The following is a 16,958-nucleotide window of genomic DNA, read 5'->3' as shown; positions in this document are numbered from 1 at the left end:
GCAAGGTGGTTGCCATGAGAAAGCTGGCGTTGCGTGAGAGAGAGGAGCGGTCCGGGTGCCATCCCGGATGGAAACCTTGTGCCGCGACAGACTGGGCACATCATCCGTCGCTCCGATGGTGGTTGCTCATGGCGTTGATGGCCGGCGCAGTTGTGGTCCATGCGGAGGAGGCGGACAGTTGGAACGCGCCCGCCGCCGCGTCCGCCCCTGCGCCCGGGCCCACCGGCGAAGGCGCCGCGCCGCCCGAACTCGCCAGCGGGCATCCCAAGTCCCCCGCCCAGCCCGATGCCCTCGCGCCGCCACGCATGGTGGACGGCGATGACGGTCCGGGGCTGCCCCGTCCGCACTACGCTTCGCTGTCCGCGCAATCGCGGCCCGTCGACGACGCGCCGGGCCCCGGCGCCATCGATCGCCAGGTTGAGACCTATCGCGGCGCGCCCCGACCCGCCCGGTTGCACCTCGACGACGTGACCTCCGCCACCGGCTTTGTCGACAGCAGCGTGCGCAGCATGGCGTTGGCAATGAACACGCCACTGTCGCGCAACGCGGAAGGACTGACGCTGCAGTCGCGCGTGGAGATGGCCTATCGCCCCGGCATGTCGCCCGTCGGCAATAACTGGGACACCCCGCCCGGCGAGTCCAGCGCCACCGGCCTGGCCGTCCGCCTCTACGGCTCCCGCCCGACGCGCATCTCCGGCGTCTATCCCTATGTGGAAGCCGACTGGTGGCAGGACAACCGCGCCAAGACCATCAACATCAACGGCACCCGCATCGACACCGACCTGCTGCGCGGACTGCTGTCGTTCAACGTCGGCGCCCAGCGCAATTCCATCACCGGCCTGAAGGTCTGGATGAAGGGGCGCGCCGGTCGTAACCCAGGCGCAACGCTCGGCGCACGGTACCGCTGGTAACCATGCCGATTTTTTTCATCAAACGCTTGCACGAAAGGCGAATTGCGATACAATTGCGGCCTCGCGTGCGGCTGTAGCTCAGTTGGATAGAGTACTTGGCTACGAACCAAGGGGTCGTGGGTTCGAATCCTGCCAGCCGCGCCACTATTTGCAAGGAACACGGGATTGGCGTTTGCCAATCCCGTTTTTCTTTTGTCCTCGGACATCCTCCTGCAGGTCCTCCCGCTATTCGGCTTCCGCCTCGCGAAGCCRCCATCCCCCRTCCGTTCACACMATCCCGAAATCCTTCACTTCTCGCTGATCTGTCGCGTCGCTACACTGGTCGCTTAGGAAATTTCTCAGGCAGTCTCAGACATCAAGGAGAGAAGCATGAAGGCGCAGACGTGGGCATTCCCGATGGCGGCGATGACGGTGGCGGCGGGGCTGCTGATGGGGCAGGTGGGGGTGGCGTGCGCCGAGGGCGGGACGATCCGGTTCGAGGGGGCCGTCACCGCGCCGACCTGCGACATCCAGCCGCAATCCGGGGAGCGGCCGACGCTCCAGTCGCGCTGCCCGGTGCCAGGTGGTGCCGTCGTGCGGACCCTGGCGTTGCCGGCAGCCGGGGAGGGCGAGTCCGTGGGCCGTTATCACCTCAATGTCCGGCCGGCGGATGGCCCCGGYATCCCTGTCGGCACCCCCGCCGGCTATGTCGTGATCGCCACCTACCTGTAGCGCTGGGTTCCCGACCTGGCAGCCCTTGCCGGTATTCGCCCGAAGCGTGTTCGTTTCCCCCCTTAATTGGGTTGCCGGGACATTGACACGGGCGGATCGGCGGGCACATCATTCGTCCGGAAGAGATGCGCCTCCGGGGCGACAAGCGACGCTTTACCCGTCCGTTTGCCCGTCTATCCGGAAGGCCGCCAGTCCAAAGGGAAACGGGGTCATGAATCCTTCCATTCGCAATCTGGCCAGCGTGGTCGCGCTGGCCGTCCTGCTCACCGCATGTTCGTCCACCAACGAACGTGCGACCACCGCCACGGCCGTGGAGCAGCCGCCCTCCGATCAGGCCATGAAGGCCCTGTCCGCGGAGGTGTTCACGTACGGCTATCCACTCGTGCTGATGGACGTGACACGCGAGGTGATGACGGCCCGCACGCCGGCGAACACCTTCGTCCACAAGCGCAACTTCCCGGATGCCATGTTCACCGACGTGGTCAGCCCCAACGCCGATACGCTGTATTCGACGGCCTGGCTGGACCTGTCGAAGGAGCCCGTGATTCTGTCCGTGCCCGATACCGCGGGCCGCTACTACCTGATGCCGCTGATGGATGCGTGGACCAATGTCTTCGCGTCGCCGGGCAAGCGCACCTCGGGCACCAAGCGCGGCGCGTTCGCCATCGTCGGGCCGGACTGGCAGGGCACGCTGCCCAAGGGCGTGAAGGAGATTCGCTCGCCCACCGCCATGGTCTGGCTGATTGGCCGCACGCAGACCAACGGGAAGCAGGACTTCCCGAACGTGCACCGKCTCCAGGACCARTACCGCCTGATTCCGCTTTCCGCCTGGCAGAAGGGCGCTCGCGTGGCGCCGCCGGCCGCGCCGCCGCGTGCCACGTTGATCGACACCCAGACGCCGCCCGTCGAGCAGGTAGCGGCCATGGACGCGCAGGCGTTCTTCACACGCATGGCCGACTTGCTGGAGGCCAACCCGCCGGCGCCCGAGGATGCGGCGATGGTCGGGAAAATGCGTCGGATGGGGATCGAGGCCGGCGAGCCGTTCAAGACCACCGTGCTGGAGCCGTCCACGGCGCGCGCCGTGCAGGAAGGCGCCACCGCGGCGCTGGCCGGGATTGCCGCCGAAGCGCGCAAGGGCGCGGCCGGCAGCACCGGCTGGCGCGTGACGCGTGACCTCGGCAGCTACGGCACCGACTACACCAAGCGCGCRGCCATCGCCATGGTGGGCCTGGGCGCGAACCTGCCCGAGGACGCGGTCTATCCCGCCACGCGCGCCGATGCCACGGGCCGGCCGTTCGATGGCGGCAGCCGCTACGTGCTGCATTTCGAGAAAGGGCAGTTGCCGCCGGTGAAGGCGTTCTGGTCGCTCACGCTCTATAACAACAAGCAGACGTTCGTGAACAACGCGATCCAGCGCTACGCGCTCGGCAGCCGCGACCGCCTGCGCTACAACCGCGACGGCTCGCTCGACATCTATATCCAGTACGAGCGCCCCGACGGCGCGCGCGCGACCAACTGGCTGCCGGCGCCGCCCGATGGCTTCAACCTCGTGCTGCGCGCCTACTGGCCGGACCAGGCCATGCTGGAAGGCAAGTGGGCGCCGCCGGCCGTGCAGCGCGTGAACTGACGCGCGAACCGGCGGCCCACCCCCATCAGAACTTGAACTTCACGCCCGCGTAGAACGCGCGCCCCACGCCCGGGTAGAACACCGCGGTGTTGGCGGTGCGTGCGTCGGCCACGGTGCCGAAGTCGCTGATATAGCGCTTGTCGGCCAGGTTGCGGGCATCGAGGAACAGCGTGACGCCGCGCTGGAATTCGTAGCTGGCCTGGATGCCGAACAGCACGTAGGCCGGCACCTTCATCGTGTTGGCGTAATCCACATAGGCGCCGGTCGGCACCCAGTCGATCGTTCCCGCCACCCGCAATCCCGCCACCTGGCTATACGCGAGCGTCGTGCGCAGCACGTGCTTCGGGATGCCGGCGATGCGGTTGTTGCCGTACACCGGGTCGTTGTCGAATCTGAAATCGCTGAAATTCCACAGTTGCGACACGGTGATCTTGTCGCCGGGGCCGGCCACGTTGCGCAGTACGTCGGCGCTGGCGCCCAGCTCCACGCCTTGCAGGATGGTGCGATTGGCGTTGAAGGTGGAAGCCGGTACATCGGGGCTGACCGTGTATTGCAGCAACTGGTCGCGCACGAGGGAGCGGTACACCGTCAGATCCCAGCCGAAGCGGTCCACCTGGCCGCGCGTGCCGGCCTCCAGCGTCCAGCCGCGCTGCGCGGCCAGCGGCACGAACTGGTTGGTCGCGCCGATGGTCTGGTTCAGATCGGAAAAATCCGGGACATCGGCGCTGCGCGTGATGTCGACGAAGGCCTGCACGTCCTTGCGCGGTTCCCAGAGCACGCCGAACTTCGGGTTCACCCCGCTGTAGGTGGCGCCGTCCGACTTGGCCGTGGGGCTGGCGGGCAGGCCGCCGTAGTCCTGGTACTCGCGCCGGTTGCGGTACGCCTTGGCGCCGGCCATCAGCGCCACGGTGGGCACCACGTAGAGCCGGTCTTCCAGATACGCCTCGTAGTTATACGCATCCTGCGCCGCGTTCAGCGTCTGCGCCCCCCGGCTGCCGTTCACGTTCACGTACTGGCGCGCATCGTTGTTGCCGCCGAAGAAGCGCGCGCCCGCGATCAGTTGGTTGCGCATGCCACCCAGCGTGAAATTGCCCGTGTAGCGCGGCGCAAAGCCGTACGTCCAGTAATCCTGGTCGATGACCTGGAAGATCGGGTGGTACAGGCTCTTGTGGATGACCCAGGTGCTGAAGTCGAGCTGGCCGTTGTCGAGCTTCACGGTCGTCACGTTGGCCAGCCGCTCGGTGCGCGTGTTGCGGGCCTGGTCGCCCGCCAGCGCRCTGGCCGAGGCCATGCGCGGGTTGTTCAGCGCGTCGTTCAGGCTCAGGGTGCCGGGCAGCAATTGATCGACGATGTACGCGCCGAAGTAGAAGCGCGTTTCCACGGACGGGCTGAAGCGGTAGCCGAGGTTGGCGTTGAGCTGCTCGTACTGGCCGCGCTCGTGGTTCCGGTAGCCCTCCGAATGGTTCACGGTCAGGTTGGCCAGGAAGTCCCACGCGCCGATCTGGCGCGACACCTGCCCGCTCGCGCGGATCGTGCCGAAGCTGCCGCCGTCCACGCGCGCCATGTTCGGCGCCTCGGCGTTCAGGGCGGTCGGCGTGGTGAAGTTGATCGCGCCGCCCAGCGTGGTGCTGCCGTAGGCGAGGCCGTTGCCGCCCTTGTAGATCTCCGCCGCTGACAGGCCGATCGGATCGATCTGGTAGAAGTCACCGCTGCCATCGGCGAAGTTGGTCGGCACGCCGTCCTGGAGGATGTCGATGCCGCGCGTGTGGAAGCCGCGCGCCACGCCCGAGCCGCGTATCGACAGCCGCAGTTCCTGGCCGTAGCGTTCCTGGACGTAGACGCCGGGTGCATCCTTGAGCACATCCCGCAGATCGCTGGCGTAGGTGTTGGTGTACGACGCCGCGTCGACAAACCCCACCGAGCCCGCCGATTCGAACAGCGACCGGCGCTGCTGGCTGATGCTGGGCGCGGTCAGCGATCCCGCCGCCGGGGCCGTCGCGGTGACGGTGGGCAGCACGTGTTCGGGTGCGGGGTCGGGCGCGCTGGCCGCCTGGCCCAGCGCAGCCGTGGACAAGGCGGCCACGGGCAAGACTGCCGCGCGGCGCCACGGATTGGCTCGATTCATGACTTCCTCTTGGAATTTTTCCCGAGAGGATACGGCCTGGCCTGCGCGCGCACCATGTGACACAAAGACACAGCTACGCGCGCATGAGGCCGGTTTTTCGACCGATTTCTAACCTAGTTCTGATTCATGCCGCCGCCTGACCCAGGTCAGGCGGGCAGCGCCACCGGCTCGGGCAGCGTGACGGACATCAGGCCGTCGAGCCCATCGACGTCATCGCCAAATTCCGCGTCCACGATCCGCACATCGACGCCATGGCCGATGCGGCGCACGAACACGTGCAGCAGTTCCGGCACCGGCGCGCTGGCGGAGAACCGCACGCCCTGCGCAGCATTGGCGTCGAAGCGCAGCGCCTGCAGCGTCAGGCCCGTGCGGCGGGCATTGGCGAGCACCCATTCCAGGCTGCCGAAGACATCGGCGGGATCGAGTTCGAGGGCGAGGTCGAGGGTGGGAAGCGGCATGGCAGGCGGTTCGGATGTGATGCGAAAGGTGTCCGGTAAATTTACCAGCGCCGGCGGAAAATGAGCTTCTGATTTTTCTTCGATATGAGTACGGATGAAGAAGAAATCGCTGATTGTCATACAATCATCGGATGATTATTCTTCTTGAAGCGAATCCGCCATGTCGAACCTTCCCAAGCTCGATGACATCGACCGCCGCATCCTGCGCGAACTGCGCCGCGACGGGCGCATCTCCAATGCGAAGCTGGCCGAGCTGGTTGGCCTGTCCGCCACGCCGTGCTGGAACCGGGTGCGGGCGCTGGAGGAAGCAGGGGTGATCGAGAGTTACGCGGCGCTGCTGAACCAGAAGGCGCTGGGCCTGCCGGACACGGTGCTAATCGAAGTCACGCTGGATCGCCACGACGACGACATGTTCCGCCGCTTTGGCGAGGCGCTGGCCGAACTGCCGGAAGTGCTCGAAGCCCATCTGCTGACGGGCGAGTACGACTATCTGATCAAGGTGGCCGTGGCCGGCACCGAGGGCTACGAGGAATTCCTGCGCCACAAGCTCTACAAGCTGCCCGGCCTGCGGCACAGCCACTCGACCTTCGTGCTGCGCACCCTGAAGCGCGAGCCTTCAGTGCAGCCCTAGCCGTTTGCCGCGTTTTCCGAGAAATCAGCGCGGCGCAGCCAGCCTGCCCAGGCGGGGCGCCAGCGCGGTGGTAATGACGCCGAGGCCGATCAGCGCGAGGCCAATCGAAAGATCCGCGGAAATGCGCTCGTGCCAGGCCACCGCCGAGAGCAGCAGGCCGAGCAGCGGCACGCCGAGCATGGCGATGGAGGTGGCTGCCGGCGGCAGCGCCTGCGTGACATTGAGCACGACGATAAAGGTCAGCGCCGTGGCGAGCGGGCCGGTGTAGAGGATGATCGGCCAGATGTCCGCCATCGCGCCGAGATCTGGCGCGCCATCGCGGAACAGGGCCAGCAACAGCAGCGGCACCGTGGCCACCGCGCATTCCCACGGAATCATGTCCGCGCCGAGCCGCACCGCGCGGTGCGCGCGCAGATGGATGATGCTGACCGACCACGCGAGCGAGGCGCCGAGCAACATGGTCAGCCCCATCACGGTATGCAACTCCCAGTCGCCCAGCGCGGGCGCCACGATCACGGCGATGCCCGCGTAGCTGAACGCCGTGGCCAGCCATTGCAGCCGCGACGGCCGCTCGCCCAGCACCAGCGCGGACAGCGGAATCACCCAGATCGCCGTGGCGTAGGCCACCACCGAGGCCCGCCCCGGCGCCACGTACTGCAAGGCCCAGAGCGCCAGCGCCGTGAAGGCACCCATCTGCAACAACCCCACGCTGATCACCAGCGGCCATTCCTGGCGCGTGGGCAGGCGCAGCCGGCGCAGCGCGCCGAGCACCACCACGCTGATCAGCGCCGCCGAGCCGAAGCGCAGCGCCGCGAACCACAGCGGGCTGACGTGGGCCAGGCCGAGTTTCATCACGGGCCAGTTGCCGCCCCAGATGGCGACGGCCCCGATCAGGGGCAGGAATTTCTTGAGTCCAGCGGCCGGAGCGGCGCCGGCGGGAGCTTGGGCAGACATCGGGAAAGGTTTCCGGAACGGGTGCGGGGTGCTGAAAAGTCTACGTCTGGTTGCGCCGCAGCAATCACCGGATACAACTGCGCTGACCTCCGATTCCRGCATAGAATGCCGTTTTTGCACGAATAGGAAGCGCAACATGCTGGACATCGATCTCGACGCCACAGATATCCGGATCCTGAGCGAATTGCAGCGCGACGGCAGCCTCACCAATGTGGAGCTGGCCAGCCGCGTGAACCTGTCGCCGTCGCCCTGTCTGGCRCGGGTSAAGCAACTGGAGAAATCGGGCGTGATCGCGCGCAAGGTCACGCTGCTGGACGCGCGCCGGCTCGGCCTCAAGGTGGTGGTGTTCATCTCGATCACGCTCGACAAGCAGCGCCGCGAGACATTGGACGAGTTCGAACGCCGCATCGCCGCGCTGCCACAGGTGATGGAGTGCTACCTGATGTCGGGCGATGCCGACTACCTGCTGCGGGTGGTGGTGGCCGACGTGGACTCGCTCGAGCGTCTGATCATCGATCAGATCACGCGCATCCCGGGCGTGGCCAGCATCCGCTCCAGCTTCGCGCTGAAGCAGGTGCTGTACAGCACGGCGCTGCCGCTGGGGTAGACATTGATGCGACTGGCATCCTGCTGCAATTTAAGGAAATGCCCATAGAAACAGGAAATGTGACTCGTGAGAATGCGCGGGCGCCCGGGAAGCCTCGCTCACAAGGCGGGGCGGACCGGCCCTTCCTACTTACTCTTCGAGTCCATTCATGCAGGTGCTACCTCCAGTGCAGGCCCGCCGACAGCGCAGGGCTGTCGGCACGCCGTTGTCCGTGATCGCCACGGCTTGTCTCGTTTTTTCCCATTCCTCAATCGCCCAGCAGGTCGTCGCCAACGGCGTTCAGGTTCAGGTCGATGATGGTCGCGCCATCGACACCGGCAGCACGGTCGGGCGGGCAGGCGCCGCGGTCCTGGCCTACGACGGCGGCATCGTCAACATCGTCGATACCAATGGCGCGGTCGCCATCGCCACGCATGGCGGCGGCGCCCATGGGCTGGTGGCGCATGGCGGCGGCGTCATCACCATGCGCGGCGGCGGCATCAGCGCCGAGCAAGGCATGGGCCTGTTTGCCTATGACGACGGCAGCCGCATCGACCTCCACAACGTACAGGTCTTCGCGGGCCAGACCTACGAAGGCGCGCGGGCCGACGACGGTGCGCGCATCGGCATCACGGGCGGCACSATCACGGCCGAAGCCGGCCATGGCGTGATGGCCTTCAGTGGCGGGGCCCGGATCGACGTGCGYGACACCACCATCAACACCAGCGGCGACCATATCAGCGCGGTGGAGGCCAACAGCGAGGCCACCGTCACCATCACGGGCGGCGTGATCAACACCAGCGGGCTGCGCGGCCACGGGCTGGAGGCGATTGGCCTGAGCCACGGCACCCTCGTCGAGGCCACCGGCACGCGCATCCGCACCACCGGCAAGGCGGCGCACGGCGCCCATGCGATGTCCGGCGCCATCAACGTGGCGCAGGCCGATATCGTCACCGGCGGGGAAGGTGCCGCCGGCGTCTGGGTGGAGGGCGTCAACGACCAGCACGACTACGTCAGCACGGCCAATATCCGGGGCGGCACCGTGCAGACGCAGGGTGCGCTCGCMCACGGCCTGGGCGCGCTGTCGGGCGGCAAGCTTGAGGCCCGCGATCTGGCCGTGACGACCAAAGGGCAGCGCGCCGCAGGCGCCTTCGCCATGCACGGGGCGCAGGTGGCGCTCACCGGCGGCGCCGTGACCACMGAGGGCGCGGAAGCCTACGGCCTGTTGGCGATCGGCGAGAAACCGGGCACGACCCATCCCGCCACGCTGATCACGCACGATGTCGACATCGCCACGCACGGCGCTGACGCCCATGGCACGGTCCTGGGCGGCGCCGCCAGCCTGCACCTGCATCACGGCTCGGTCACGACGCACGGCGCGGGCGCGGCGGCCCTGGTCGCCACGGCCTACGGGCAGGGCACGAGTTCAGCCCTCGTGTCCGACGCGCGGCTCGTGGCCCATCAGGGTGCGGGCATCCTTGTGGAGGGCACCACGCTGGACGCGACGCTGCGGCGCGCGACGGTATCCGGCGGCACGCACGTCATCGAACTGGTGAATGGCAACGCTGCCGCCCCGGCAACGCTGAACCTCGGCCTGGAATCGTCGACGCTGGACGGCGCGGCGCGCATCGAGGCCGGCAGCACCTTCARCCTGTCCGTGGACCCGCWATCGACCTGGAACACCCAGGGCGATGCCGTGGTCGCCAGCCTCGCCAACAGCGGCATGGTCAACCTCGTCACCGGCACGGCCCCCGGCCACACGCTGACCGTGACGCGTGACTACACCGGCAACGGCGGTACCGTGCGGCTCGCCACGCAGATGGGCGGCGATGSATCGGCCACCGACAAGATCGTGCTCGACGGCGCGCGCGCCTCGGGCGATACCAGCCTGCTGATCCGCCATGCTGGCGGCGAAGGCGCGCAGACCGTGCAAGGCATCCGCCTCGTGGAGACGCGCAACGGCGGCGCCACGGACGCCAGGGCGTTCCGCCTGAACCCCGGCTCGGACGGCTACCGGCAAGGCGTGGGATCGATCGCCGCCGGCGCCTATGACTACCAACTGCTGCGGGGCGGCGAGGGTGGCACGGCCGAAGACTGGTATCTGGTGGCGCAGGTGCGGTCCGACGGGAAGCCTGACGACGTCGATCCGCTGCCGCCGCTGCGGCCGGAGGTCGGCGCCTATCTGAACAACAAGCTCGCCGCCAGCACCCTGCTGTTCCACACCCTGCGCGACCGGGAGGGCGAGCGCACCGCCGCCGGTACCGGCGACGCCAACCGCGCAGGCCGCCACGCCTGGCTGCGCACGGTCGGCGCCACGGCCAGCCGCGACAGCGCGCTGGGCCTGACCGGCAGCGACAACCGCTACCTCGTGCATGGCGGCAGCGATGTGCTCCGCTTGCCGGTGGACAARGGCAGCATCCATGTGGGGGTGATGGGCGCGTACGGCGGCAGCCGCAACGTGTCGAACAACGGGCCGCTGGCCGCGCACGGCAAGGTCGATGGCGTTAGCGCGGGGGTCTACGGCACCTGGTACGGCAATCGCCACACGGAAACCGGCCCCTACGTGGATGCGTGGGTCATGTATGGCGCCTATGACAATGAGGTCAACGGCGCGGGCCTGCCCTCGGAGCGCTATCGCTCGTCGAACCTCGTCACCTCCATCGAAACCGGCCACGCCTTCCCGCTCCAACGCTCGGCGGACGTGCAGACGTATCTGGAGCCGCAACTGCAGATCCTCTACGCGAACTACTGGGCGGATCGCCATGTCGAGCAGGGCGGCACCGTGGTCAGCCAGCTCTCGGAGAGCAGCATCACCACGCGGCTGGGCCTGCGCCTGCATGGCGATGTCAGCCATCCCGAGACCGCCGGCAGCCCCATCGGCATGATGCGGATGAAACCGTTTGCCGAAATCAACTGGTGGCATGGCCCCGCCACGCAGACCGCGCAGTTCGACTCGCTCGTCGTCCGCGAGGACCTGCCTGCCAACCGYCTCGAAGCCCGGGTCGGCATGCAGGGCGATGTCACGCGGCGCCTGACCGTGTGGGGCAGCATYGGCGTCGAGGCCGGCGCGCAGGACTACACSGCCGGCAAGGCGCAACTGGGCATGCGCTACCGCTGGTAAGCCCCCGCTGAGGCGGGATGGCCGTCCGGCGGGGTCAGAACCCCACCGGATAGCCATCCTTGCGGGAATCCGATGCCGCCGCATAGCCGTGCGGCATTTTCATCGCCATCTGGGCCCCGCCGAAGTCGAGACTGTCGGCGGGTGCCTGCTCCACCTTGTGTCCCATGGCGCGCAGCCCCTCCACGGTGGCGGGCGGGCAATGGGCTTCCACGGCTACCCCCACGTTATCGTCCATCACGCGCCAGCGCGGCGCGTCGCTGGCGGCCTGCGGGTTCTGGCCGAAATCCGCCAGTCGGCTCGTCATCTGCACGTGGCCCTGCGCCTGCATCGACCCACCCATCACGCCGAACGACGCCAGTGGCGCACCGTCGCGCATCAGGAAGCCGGGAATGATGGTGTGGAACGGGCGCTTGCCCGGCGCCACCTGGTTGGGATGGCCGGCTTCCAGGCTGAAGCCCCAGCCCCGGTTATGCAGCGCGATGCCCGTGCCGGGCACCACCACGCCGGACCCGAAGCCTTTGAAGTTCGACTGGATGTACGACACCATCATCCCGTTGCGGTCGGCGGCGGTCAGGTAGACCGTGCCGCCCGTGTGCGGCTTGCCCGGGCCGGGATACGAGGCCTGGTCGGGGCGAATGGCGCGCGCGCGTTCGGCCAGATAGGCGGGATCGAGCAGCGCCTCGGGCGACACCGCGCCGGGCCGGCGCATGGCATCGATATCGCCCACATGGGCTTGCAGGTCGGCGAAGGCGAGCTTCATCGCCTCGATCTGCAGGTGCATGGTGCGGGCGCTATCGAGCCCGGACTCGGCAATATCCCAATGCTCGAGCATGCCCAGCGCCATCAGCGCGCCAATGCCCTGGCCGTTCGGGCCGATTTCATAGAGTTCCAGGTCGCGGTAGGCCATGCGGATCGGCTCGACCCAGTCCGCACGGTGGGCGGCGAGGTCGGCTTCGTCGATGCGGCCCCCGGTGGCGCGCGCGTGATCGGCAATCTTGCGCGCCAGTTCGCCGTGATAGAAGTCCTCCCCGCCGGAGCGGGCGATGCGCGTCAGCGTCTCCGCCTGCCCCGGGCAGATAAAGCGCTCGCCGGGCAGCGGCGCCCGGCCACGCGGGGCGAACGACTCGGCAAAGCCGGGCTCGTTGCGCAGCACCGGCACCTGCGCCTGCCACTGGCGATGGACCGTATGCGAGACCACGTAGCCATTGGTGGCGTACTCGATGGCGGGTTCGAACAGGTCCTCGAACGGCAGCGAGCCGAAGCGTTCCCACGTGGTGCGCCAGCCCGAGACCGCGCCGGGCACCGTCACGCTGTCCCAGCCGGTGAAGGGCATGGTGCTGTGGCGCGCGAACGATTCTGGCGTCCAGGCGCGCGGCGCGCGGCCGGAGGCGTTGAGGCCGTGCAGCGTCTCGCCGTCCCAGATCAGCGCGAAGGCGTCGCCGCCGATGCCGTTCATGCACGGTTCCACCACGGTCAGGGCGATGGCGGTGGCCAGCGCGGCATCCACGGCATTGCCGCCTCGCGCGAGCATGCGCATCCCGGCGGCGGCGGCCAACGGTTGCGACGTGGCGATCACATTGTCGGCAAGCACCGGCAAGCGGCGCGCCGTGTACGGAAAATCCCAGAAAGCCGTCATATTCAGTCCACCTTGACCTTCGCGGCCTGCGCCACCTTGGCCCAGTCGCGCATTTCCTCGTTGATCATGCGGCCGAACTTGTCCGGCGCCGAATAGACGATCTGCACGCCCTGGGCATCCATCGTGTCGACCAGATCCGGCTGGGCCAGCACGGCCTTGGTGGCGGCGGCCAGYTTCTCGATCACGGCCGGCGGAGTGCCCTTGGGCGCCACCAGGCCGAACAGGTTGTTGGCGCGGAAGTCCTGGATGCCGGCTTCGCCCATGGTCTGCACCTCGGGCAGGGACTTCACGCGCTGGTCGGAGGCCACCGCCAGCAGACGCAGCTTGCCCGCCTTCACGTGCGGCAGGGCCGAGGGAATGCTGTCGAACATCATCGCCGAGCGGCCCGCCATCAGGTCCGGCAGCGCGAACGAACTGCCCTTATACGGCACGTGCATCACGTCCACCCCCGTGCGCAGCCGGAACAGCTCCGACTCCAGGTGCGACAGCGTGCCCGACCCCTGCGAGGCAAAGTTGTACTGCCCCGGCGACGCCTTCAGGTACTTCACCAGTTCCGGCACGGTCTTCACGGGCAGCGTGGACGGCACCACGAGGATGTGCGGCACATTGCCGATGCCGGCGATCGGCACGAAATCCTTGGCGAGGTTGGCCGGCTGGTTGCTGTAGGTGACGGCGGCGATGGCGGCATTGCTGACGGCGGCCATGTAGAGCGTGTAGCCGTCCGGCGCGGCCTTGGCGGCGTAGCCCATGCCCAGCGCGCCCCCGGCGCCCGGGCGGTTTTCCACCACCACCGGCTGCTTGAGCACCTGCGAGAGCCGCGTGCCCACGGCGCGGGCCAGCACGTCGGTGGCGCCGGCGGGCGGGAACGACAGCACGAGCTGGATCGGACGATCCGGATACTCGGCGGGTGCGGCGAATGCGGCCGGTGCGGCCAGGGCGCCCGAGAGGCCGGCGGCGGCCACGAGCASSGGCAGGGCGCGGTTCAGGATGGTGCGCGCATGCGCCGGGGCGGTGCGGACGGGCGAGGGAGACGGGAACGACGACTTCAACATGATGGGAGAGACTCCGAGGGCGATGGGTTGCGGAACATCTGACGCACCGGCCGCTGTCTCGCGGGCTCTGTCGCGCCTGTCATGCCAGGGGCCGCRCGCCTTGGGGCGGCCTGCTGTTGGGAGTGGGATCGATTCTAGGCACGGTCCGTGCATCATGGGATGCAAATTGGCCATGAACCTATGCGAAACCGGAATAGGGATGTCTCATCCGGGCGCCGCAGGCATCCGTGGCCCGGTCATGGGGTCGCATCATGCAGTTGAAATGGATCGAAGACCTGCTCGTGCTGGAACGCACGCGCAGTTTCTCGCGTGCCGCCGAGTTGCGGCACATCACGCAGTCGGCGCTGTCGCGCCGCATCCGCTCGCTGGAGGACTGGGTCGGCGCCGAACTGGTGGACCGCAACACCTACCCGCTGGCGCTGACACGGGCCGGCGCGGCYTTCTGCGAGACGGCCGGGCAGGCGGCGGACCTGCTGCTGGACGCCCGCGCCGCCTTGCGGCGCGAGGCGTCGCTGCCGGGCAATGCCATCGACATCGCCGCCGGGCACACGCTCTCGCTGGCCTTCCTGCCGGCCTGGCTCAAGCGCTGCCAGCAACGCTTCGGCGACTTCCACGCGCGTGTGGTGGCGGCCAATGTGCTGGACGCCGTGGTGGCGCTGTCCGAAGGCCACTGCGACCTCATGCTCGGCTACAACCACCCGCGCGTGCCGGTATCGCTCGATGCGGACCGTTTCCTSAGCCTGACCGTGGGCGCCGACACGCTGCTGCCGGTCTCGGCCCCCCGGCCCGATGGCCGCCCGCGCTTCGCCGTGCCCGCCGCCTCCCCGGGCGACGCGCCGCCCATCCCCTTCCTGGCCTACACCCCCAACACCACGCTCGGGCGCGTGCTCGACACCGTGCTGGAGACGCACAACGCGCACCGGGGGCTGGTGCGCTGCTACGAGGCCGACATGGCCATGCTGCTGCTGAAGATGGCGACCGAGGGCCACGGGCTGGCGTGGCTGCCGTTGAGCACCGCCGCCGAGGCGCTGGCCGACGGCACGCTGGTGCATGCCGGCGATGCGTCCTGGTACGCGGAACTCGAGATCGTCGCGTTTCGGCCCGTAATCAGCAGCAATCCCACGCTGCTGGAGTTCTGGCGGATGCTGGAGACGCCCGGGTCGGCCACGCCCCGGTTGGTGTCGTCGCGACCGGCGGTGCTGGCTTCCGCCGCGTAGTTATCCAGCGAGTTGCTCCCGCACGGCGGCTTGCAGCGCGGGCAGCAGCTCGGCTTCGAACCACGGATGCTGGCGCATCCATCCCACCACCCGCCAGGACGGATGCGGCAGCGGGAACACATGCGGCCCGGCTGCGCGGAAGTTGCGCACGGCGTCCGTCATCGATCCGCCGGCACCCTTCGGCAGATAGCGCGCCTGGGCGTAGCTGCCGACCAGCAGCGTCAGGCGGTCCGGCGGCAGGTGTTCCAGGATGGCCTCGTGCCAGAGCGGCGCGCATTCGCGGCGCGGCGGCAGGTCGCCGCTGGGCCCCTTGCCCGGATAACAGAACCCCATCGGCATCAGGGCCACGCGGCTGGCGTCGTAGAACACCTCGGGGCTGAGGCCGGTCCAGTGGCGCAGGCGGTCGCCGCTGGGGTCGTCGAATGGCACGCCGCTGGCGTGCACGCGCGAGCCCGGCGCCTGGCCGATGATSAGGATGCGTGACGTGGCGCTGAACTGCACCACGGGGCGCGGCCCGGCGGCGAGGTCGGCCGCGCAGCGCGTGCAGGCGGCGATCTCGTGGCGCAGGCGCTGCACGGCATCGGGKGCGAAACCGGGGGAAAGACCCGGTGAGTAAGGTGGGGACGGCATAGCCATTCTGCGAAATTCCTGAGGCATGCGTATATTACTGGTCGATGCGCCGGCGCTCTCGCCGGCCGCCCGAATGAAAGGATCAGACGTATGACGACGCAAACCGAAACCGCCATCCTCGCCGGCGGCTGCTTCTGGGGCATGCAGGACCTGCTGCGCCGCTATCCGGGCGTGCTCTCCACGCGCGTGGGCTACTCCGGCGGCGATGTGCCGAACGCGACCTATCGCAACCACGGCACCCACGCGGAAGCCATCGAGATCGTGTTCGATCCGAAGCAGATCAGCTTTCGCCAAATCCTCGAATTCTTCTTCCAGATCCACGATCCGACCACCAAGAACCGGCAAGGCAACGATGTCGGCACCAGCTACCGCTCCGCCATCTTCTATATGGATGACGAGCAGAAACAGGTGGCCGAGGACACCGTGGCCGACGTGGACGCCTCCGGGCTGTGGCCGGGCAAGGCGGTSACCGAGATTTCCCAGGCCGGCCCGTTCTGGGAGGCGGAACCCGAGCACCAGGACTACCTGGAGCGGCTGCCGAATGGCTATACCTGCCACTTCGTGCGCCCGAACTGGAAGCTGCCGGCGCGCGTGTAATGCGTGTAGCGCCCCAGTTGTAAGTTCGGCGACCATGCGGCCGGCGGGCCGATGAGGAGGCTGTATGTCGGATTCCCCTGAAATCTTCGACGCCATCATCATCGGCACCGGCCAGGCGGGCCCGTCGCTGGCGGGCCGGCTGACGCAGGCGGGCATGACCGTGGCGATCATCGAGCGCCATCAGGTCGGCGGCACCTGCGTCAACGTGGGCTGCACGCCGACCAAGGCGCTCGTCGCCAACGCCTATGCGGCCCATCTGACGGCGCGCGCCGCCGACTACGGCGTGATGCTGCCGGGGCCGGCCCGCATCGACATGGCCCGGGTCAGCGCCCGCGTGGCGGAGATCAGCGGCAAGTCCCGCACGGGGCTGGAAGGCTGGCTCGGGGGCATGCAAGGCTGCACGCTGATCCGTGGCCACGCCCGGCTGGAGAGCCCCCGCACCGTGCGCGTGGGCGACCGCCTGCTGCGCGCGAACAAGATCTTTCTCAATGTGGGCGGCCGTGCGCTGGCGCCCAAGGAAATCGGCGGGCTGGCCGAGGTTCCCTATCTGACGAATACGAACATGGTGGCGATGACCGAGGTGCCCGGGCACCTGATCGTCATCGGCGGCAGCTATGTGGGACTGGAGTTCGCGCAGGTATTCCGCCGTCTCGGCGCGCAGGTCACGGTGGTGGAGCGCGGCCAGCACCTGATTGCGCGGGA

15 protein-coding genes and 1 tRNA gene are annotated in these 16,958 nt (G+C 68.2%); 10 read left to right on the top strand and 6 right to left on the bottom strand.

The genetic code is table 11. The features are described from left to right. Window positions 1–128 precede the first annotated feature (128 nt). The 4 genes from AB4Z27_RS25295 to AB4Z27_RS25280 all read left to right on the top strand — a co-directional run bounded on the left by AB4Z27_RS25295 (window position 129) and on the right by AB4Z27_RS25280 (window position 3,249). On the top strand, window positions 129–911 hold the full coding sequence (locus tag AB4Z27_RS25295; protein WP_441645539.1) for a hypothetical protein: 783 nt from the start codon (window positions 129–131) through the stop codon (window positions 909–911). A 67-nt stretch (window positions 912–978) separates the two neighbouring features. After that, window positions 979–1,055, top strand: a tRNA-Arg gene (locus AB4Z27_RS25290). 225 nt (window positions 1,056–1,280) lie between these two features. Next, entirely contained in the window at window positions 1,281–1,622 is a 342-nt protein-coding gene (locus tag AB4Z27_RS25285; protein WP_092300678.1) for a hypothetical protein, read from the top strand. Window positions 1,623–1,833: 211 nt separating this feature from the next. Further along, complete coding sequence (locus AB4Z27_RS25280) at window positions 1,834–3,249, top strand: DUF1254 domain-containing protein (RefSeq protein WP_092300675.1); 1,416 nt, start codon at window positions 1,834–1,836, stop codon at window positions 3,247–3,249. Window positions 3,250–3,274: 25 nt separating this feature from the next. On the opposite strand, the gene AB4Z27_RS25275 is transcribed toward AB4Z27_RS25280, so the two are convergent. Together AB4Z27_RS25275 and AB4Z27_RS25270 are read right to left on the bottom strand one after the other, a co-directional pair. Further along, window positions 3,275–5,374, bottom strand: coding sequence for a TonB-dependent receptor family protein (locus tag AB4Z27_RS25275; protein WP_092300671.1), 2,100 nt, complete (start codon window positions 5,372–5,374; stop codon window positions 3,275–3,277). A 146-nt stretch (window positions 5,375–5,520) separates the two neighbouring features. After that, window positions 5,521–5,832, bottom strand: coding sequence for an AsnC family transcriptional regulator (locus AB4Z27_RS25270; protein WP_092300668.1), 312 nt, complete (start codon window positions 5,830–5,832; stop codon window positions 5,521–5,523). 160 nt (window positions 5,833–5,992) lie between these two features. On the opposite strand from AB4Z27_RS25270, the gene AB4Z27_RS25265 reads away from it, so the two are divergent. Beyond that, entirely contained in the window at window positions 5,993–6,463 is a 471-nt protein-coding gene (locus AB4Z27_RS25265) for an Lrp/AsnC family transcriptional regulator (RefSeq protein WP_092300665.1), read from the top strand. A 24-nt stretch (window positions 6,464–6,487) separates the two neighbouring features. Here AB4Z27_RS25265 and AB4Z27_RS25260 read toward each other — a convergent pair whose 3' ends face one another. Next, complete coding sequence (locus tag AB4Z27_RS25260) at window positions 6,488–7,417, bottom strand: DMT family transporter (protein WP_092300662.1); 930 nt, start codon at window positions 7,415–7,417, stop codon at window positions 6,488–6,490. A gap of 136 nt (window positions 7,418–7,553) precedes the next feature. Here AB4Z27_RS25260 and AB4Z27_RS25255 point away from each other — a divergent pair, with 136 nt between their 5' ends. Further along, window positions 7,554–8,024, top strand: coding sequence for an Lrp/AsnC family transcriptional regulator (locus AB4Z27_RS25255; RefSeq protein ID WP_092300659.1), 471 nt, complete (start codon window positions 7,554–7,556; stop codon window positions 8,022–8,024). Between the two features lie 148 nt (window positions 8,025–8,172). Beyond that, complete coding sequence (locus AB4Z27_RS25250; RefSeq protein ID WP_441645538.1) at window positions 8,173–11,124, top strand: autotransporter family protein; 2,952 nt, start codon at window positions 8,173–8,175, stop codon at window positions 11,122–11,124. 34 nt (window positions 11,125–11,158) lie between these two features. Here AB4Z27_RS25250 and AB4Z27_RS25245 read toward each other — a convergent pair whose 3' ends face one another. Both AB4Z27_RS25245 and AB4Z27_RS25240 read right to left on the bottom strand, forming a co-directional pair. Beyond that, window positions 11,159–12,760, bottom strand: coding sequence for a gamma-glutamyltransferase family protein (locus tag AB4Z27_RS25245; RefSeq protein ID WP_441645537.1), 1,602 nt, complete (start codon window positions 12,758–12,760; stop codon window positions 11,159–11,161). A 2-nt stretch (window positions 12,761–12,762) separates the two neighbouring features. After that, window positions 12,763–13,812, bottom strand: coding sequence for a Bug family tripartite tricarboxylate transporter substrate binding protein (locus AB4Z27_RS25240; protein ID WP_441645536.1), 1,050 nt, complete (start codon window positions 13,810–13,812; stop codon window positions 12,763–12,765). Window positions 13,813–14,063: 251 nt separating this feature from the next. Between AB4Z27_RS25240 and AB4Z27_RS25235 the strand changes: the two genes are divergently transcribed. After that, on the top strand, window positions 14,064–15,029 hold the full coding sequence (locus AB4Z27_RS25235) for a LysR substrate-binding domain-containing protein (RefSeq protein WP_092300647.1): 966 nt from the start codon (window positions 14,064–14,066) through the stop codon (window positions 15,027–15,029). Here the strand turns inward: AB4Z27_RS25235 and AB4Z27_RS25230 are convergent, their stop codons facing one another. Beyond that, entirely contained in the window at window positions 15,030–15,659 is a 630-nt protein-coding gene (locus AB4Z27_RS25230; RefSeq protein ID WP_441593317.1) for a uracil-DNA glycosylase family protein, read from the bottom strand. A gap of 90 nt (window positions 15,660–15,749) precedes the next feature. Here AB4Z27_RS25230 and msrA point away from each other — a divergent pair, with 90 nt between their 5' ends. Together msrA and AB4Z27_RS25220 are read left to right on the top strand one after the other, a co-directional pair. After that, on the top strand, window positions 15,750–16,256 hold the full coding sequence (msrA, locus tag AB4Z27_RS25225; protein ID WP_092300641.1) for a peptide-methionine (S)-S-oxide reductase MsrA: 507 nt from the start codon (window positions 15,750–15,752) through the stop codon (window positions 16,254–16,256). 64 nt (window positions 16,257–16,320) lie between these two features. Next, the coding region (locus AB4Z27_RS25220; RefSeq protein WP_441645535.1) for an FAD-dependent oxidoreductase at window positions 16,321–16,958 on the top strand (638 nt) is incomplete at its 3' end.

Origin of the sequence: Cupriavidus sp. KB_39, from assembly GCF_052114485.1 — a bacterium.
Lineage (GTDB): Bacteria > Pseudomonadota > Gammaproteobacteria > Burkholderiales > Burkholderiaceae > Cupriavidus.
This window is presented reverse-complemented; position numbering and strand designations above follow the sequence as displayed.

Coding starts and splice junctions, on each gene's coding strand:
- AB4Z27_RS25295 (WP_441645539.1), top strand. CDS start 129: ATGGCGTTGATGGCCGGCGCAGTTGTGGTCCATGCGGAGGAGGCGGAC.
- AB4Z27_RS25270 (WP_092300668.1), bottom strand. CDS start 5,832: ATGCCGCTTCCCACCCTCGACCTCGCCCTCGAACTCGATCCCGCCGAT.
- AB4Z27_RS25245 (WP_441645537.1), bottom strand. CDS start 12,760: ATGACGGCTTTCTGGGATTTTCCGTACACGGCGCGCCGCTTGCCGGTG.
- AB4Z27_RS25265 (WP_092300665.1), top strand. CDS start 5,993: ATGTCGAACCTTCCCAAGCTCGATGACATCGACCGCCGCATCCTGCGC.
- AB4Z27_RS25260 (WP_092300662.1), bottom strand. CDS start 7,417: ATGTCTGCCCAAGCTCCCGCCGGCGCCGCTCCGGCCGCTGGACTCAAG.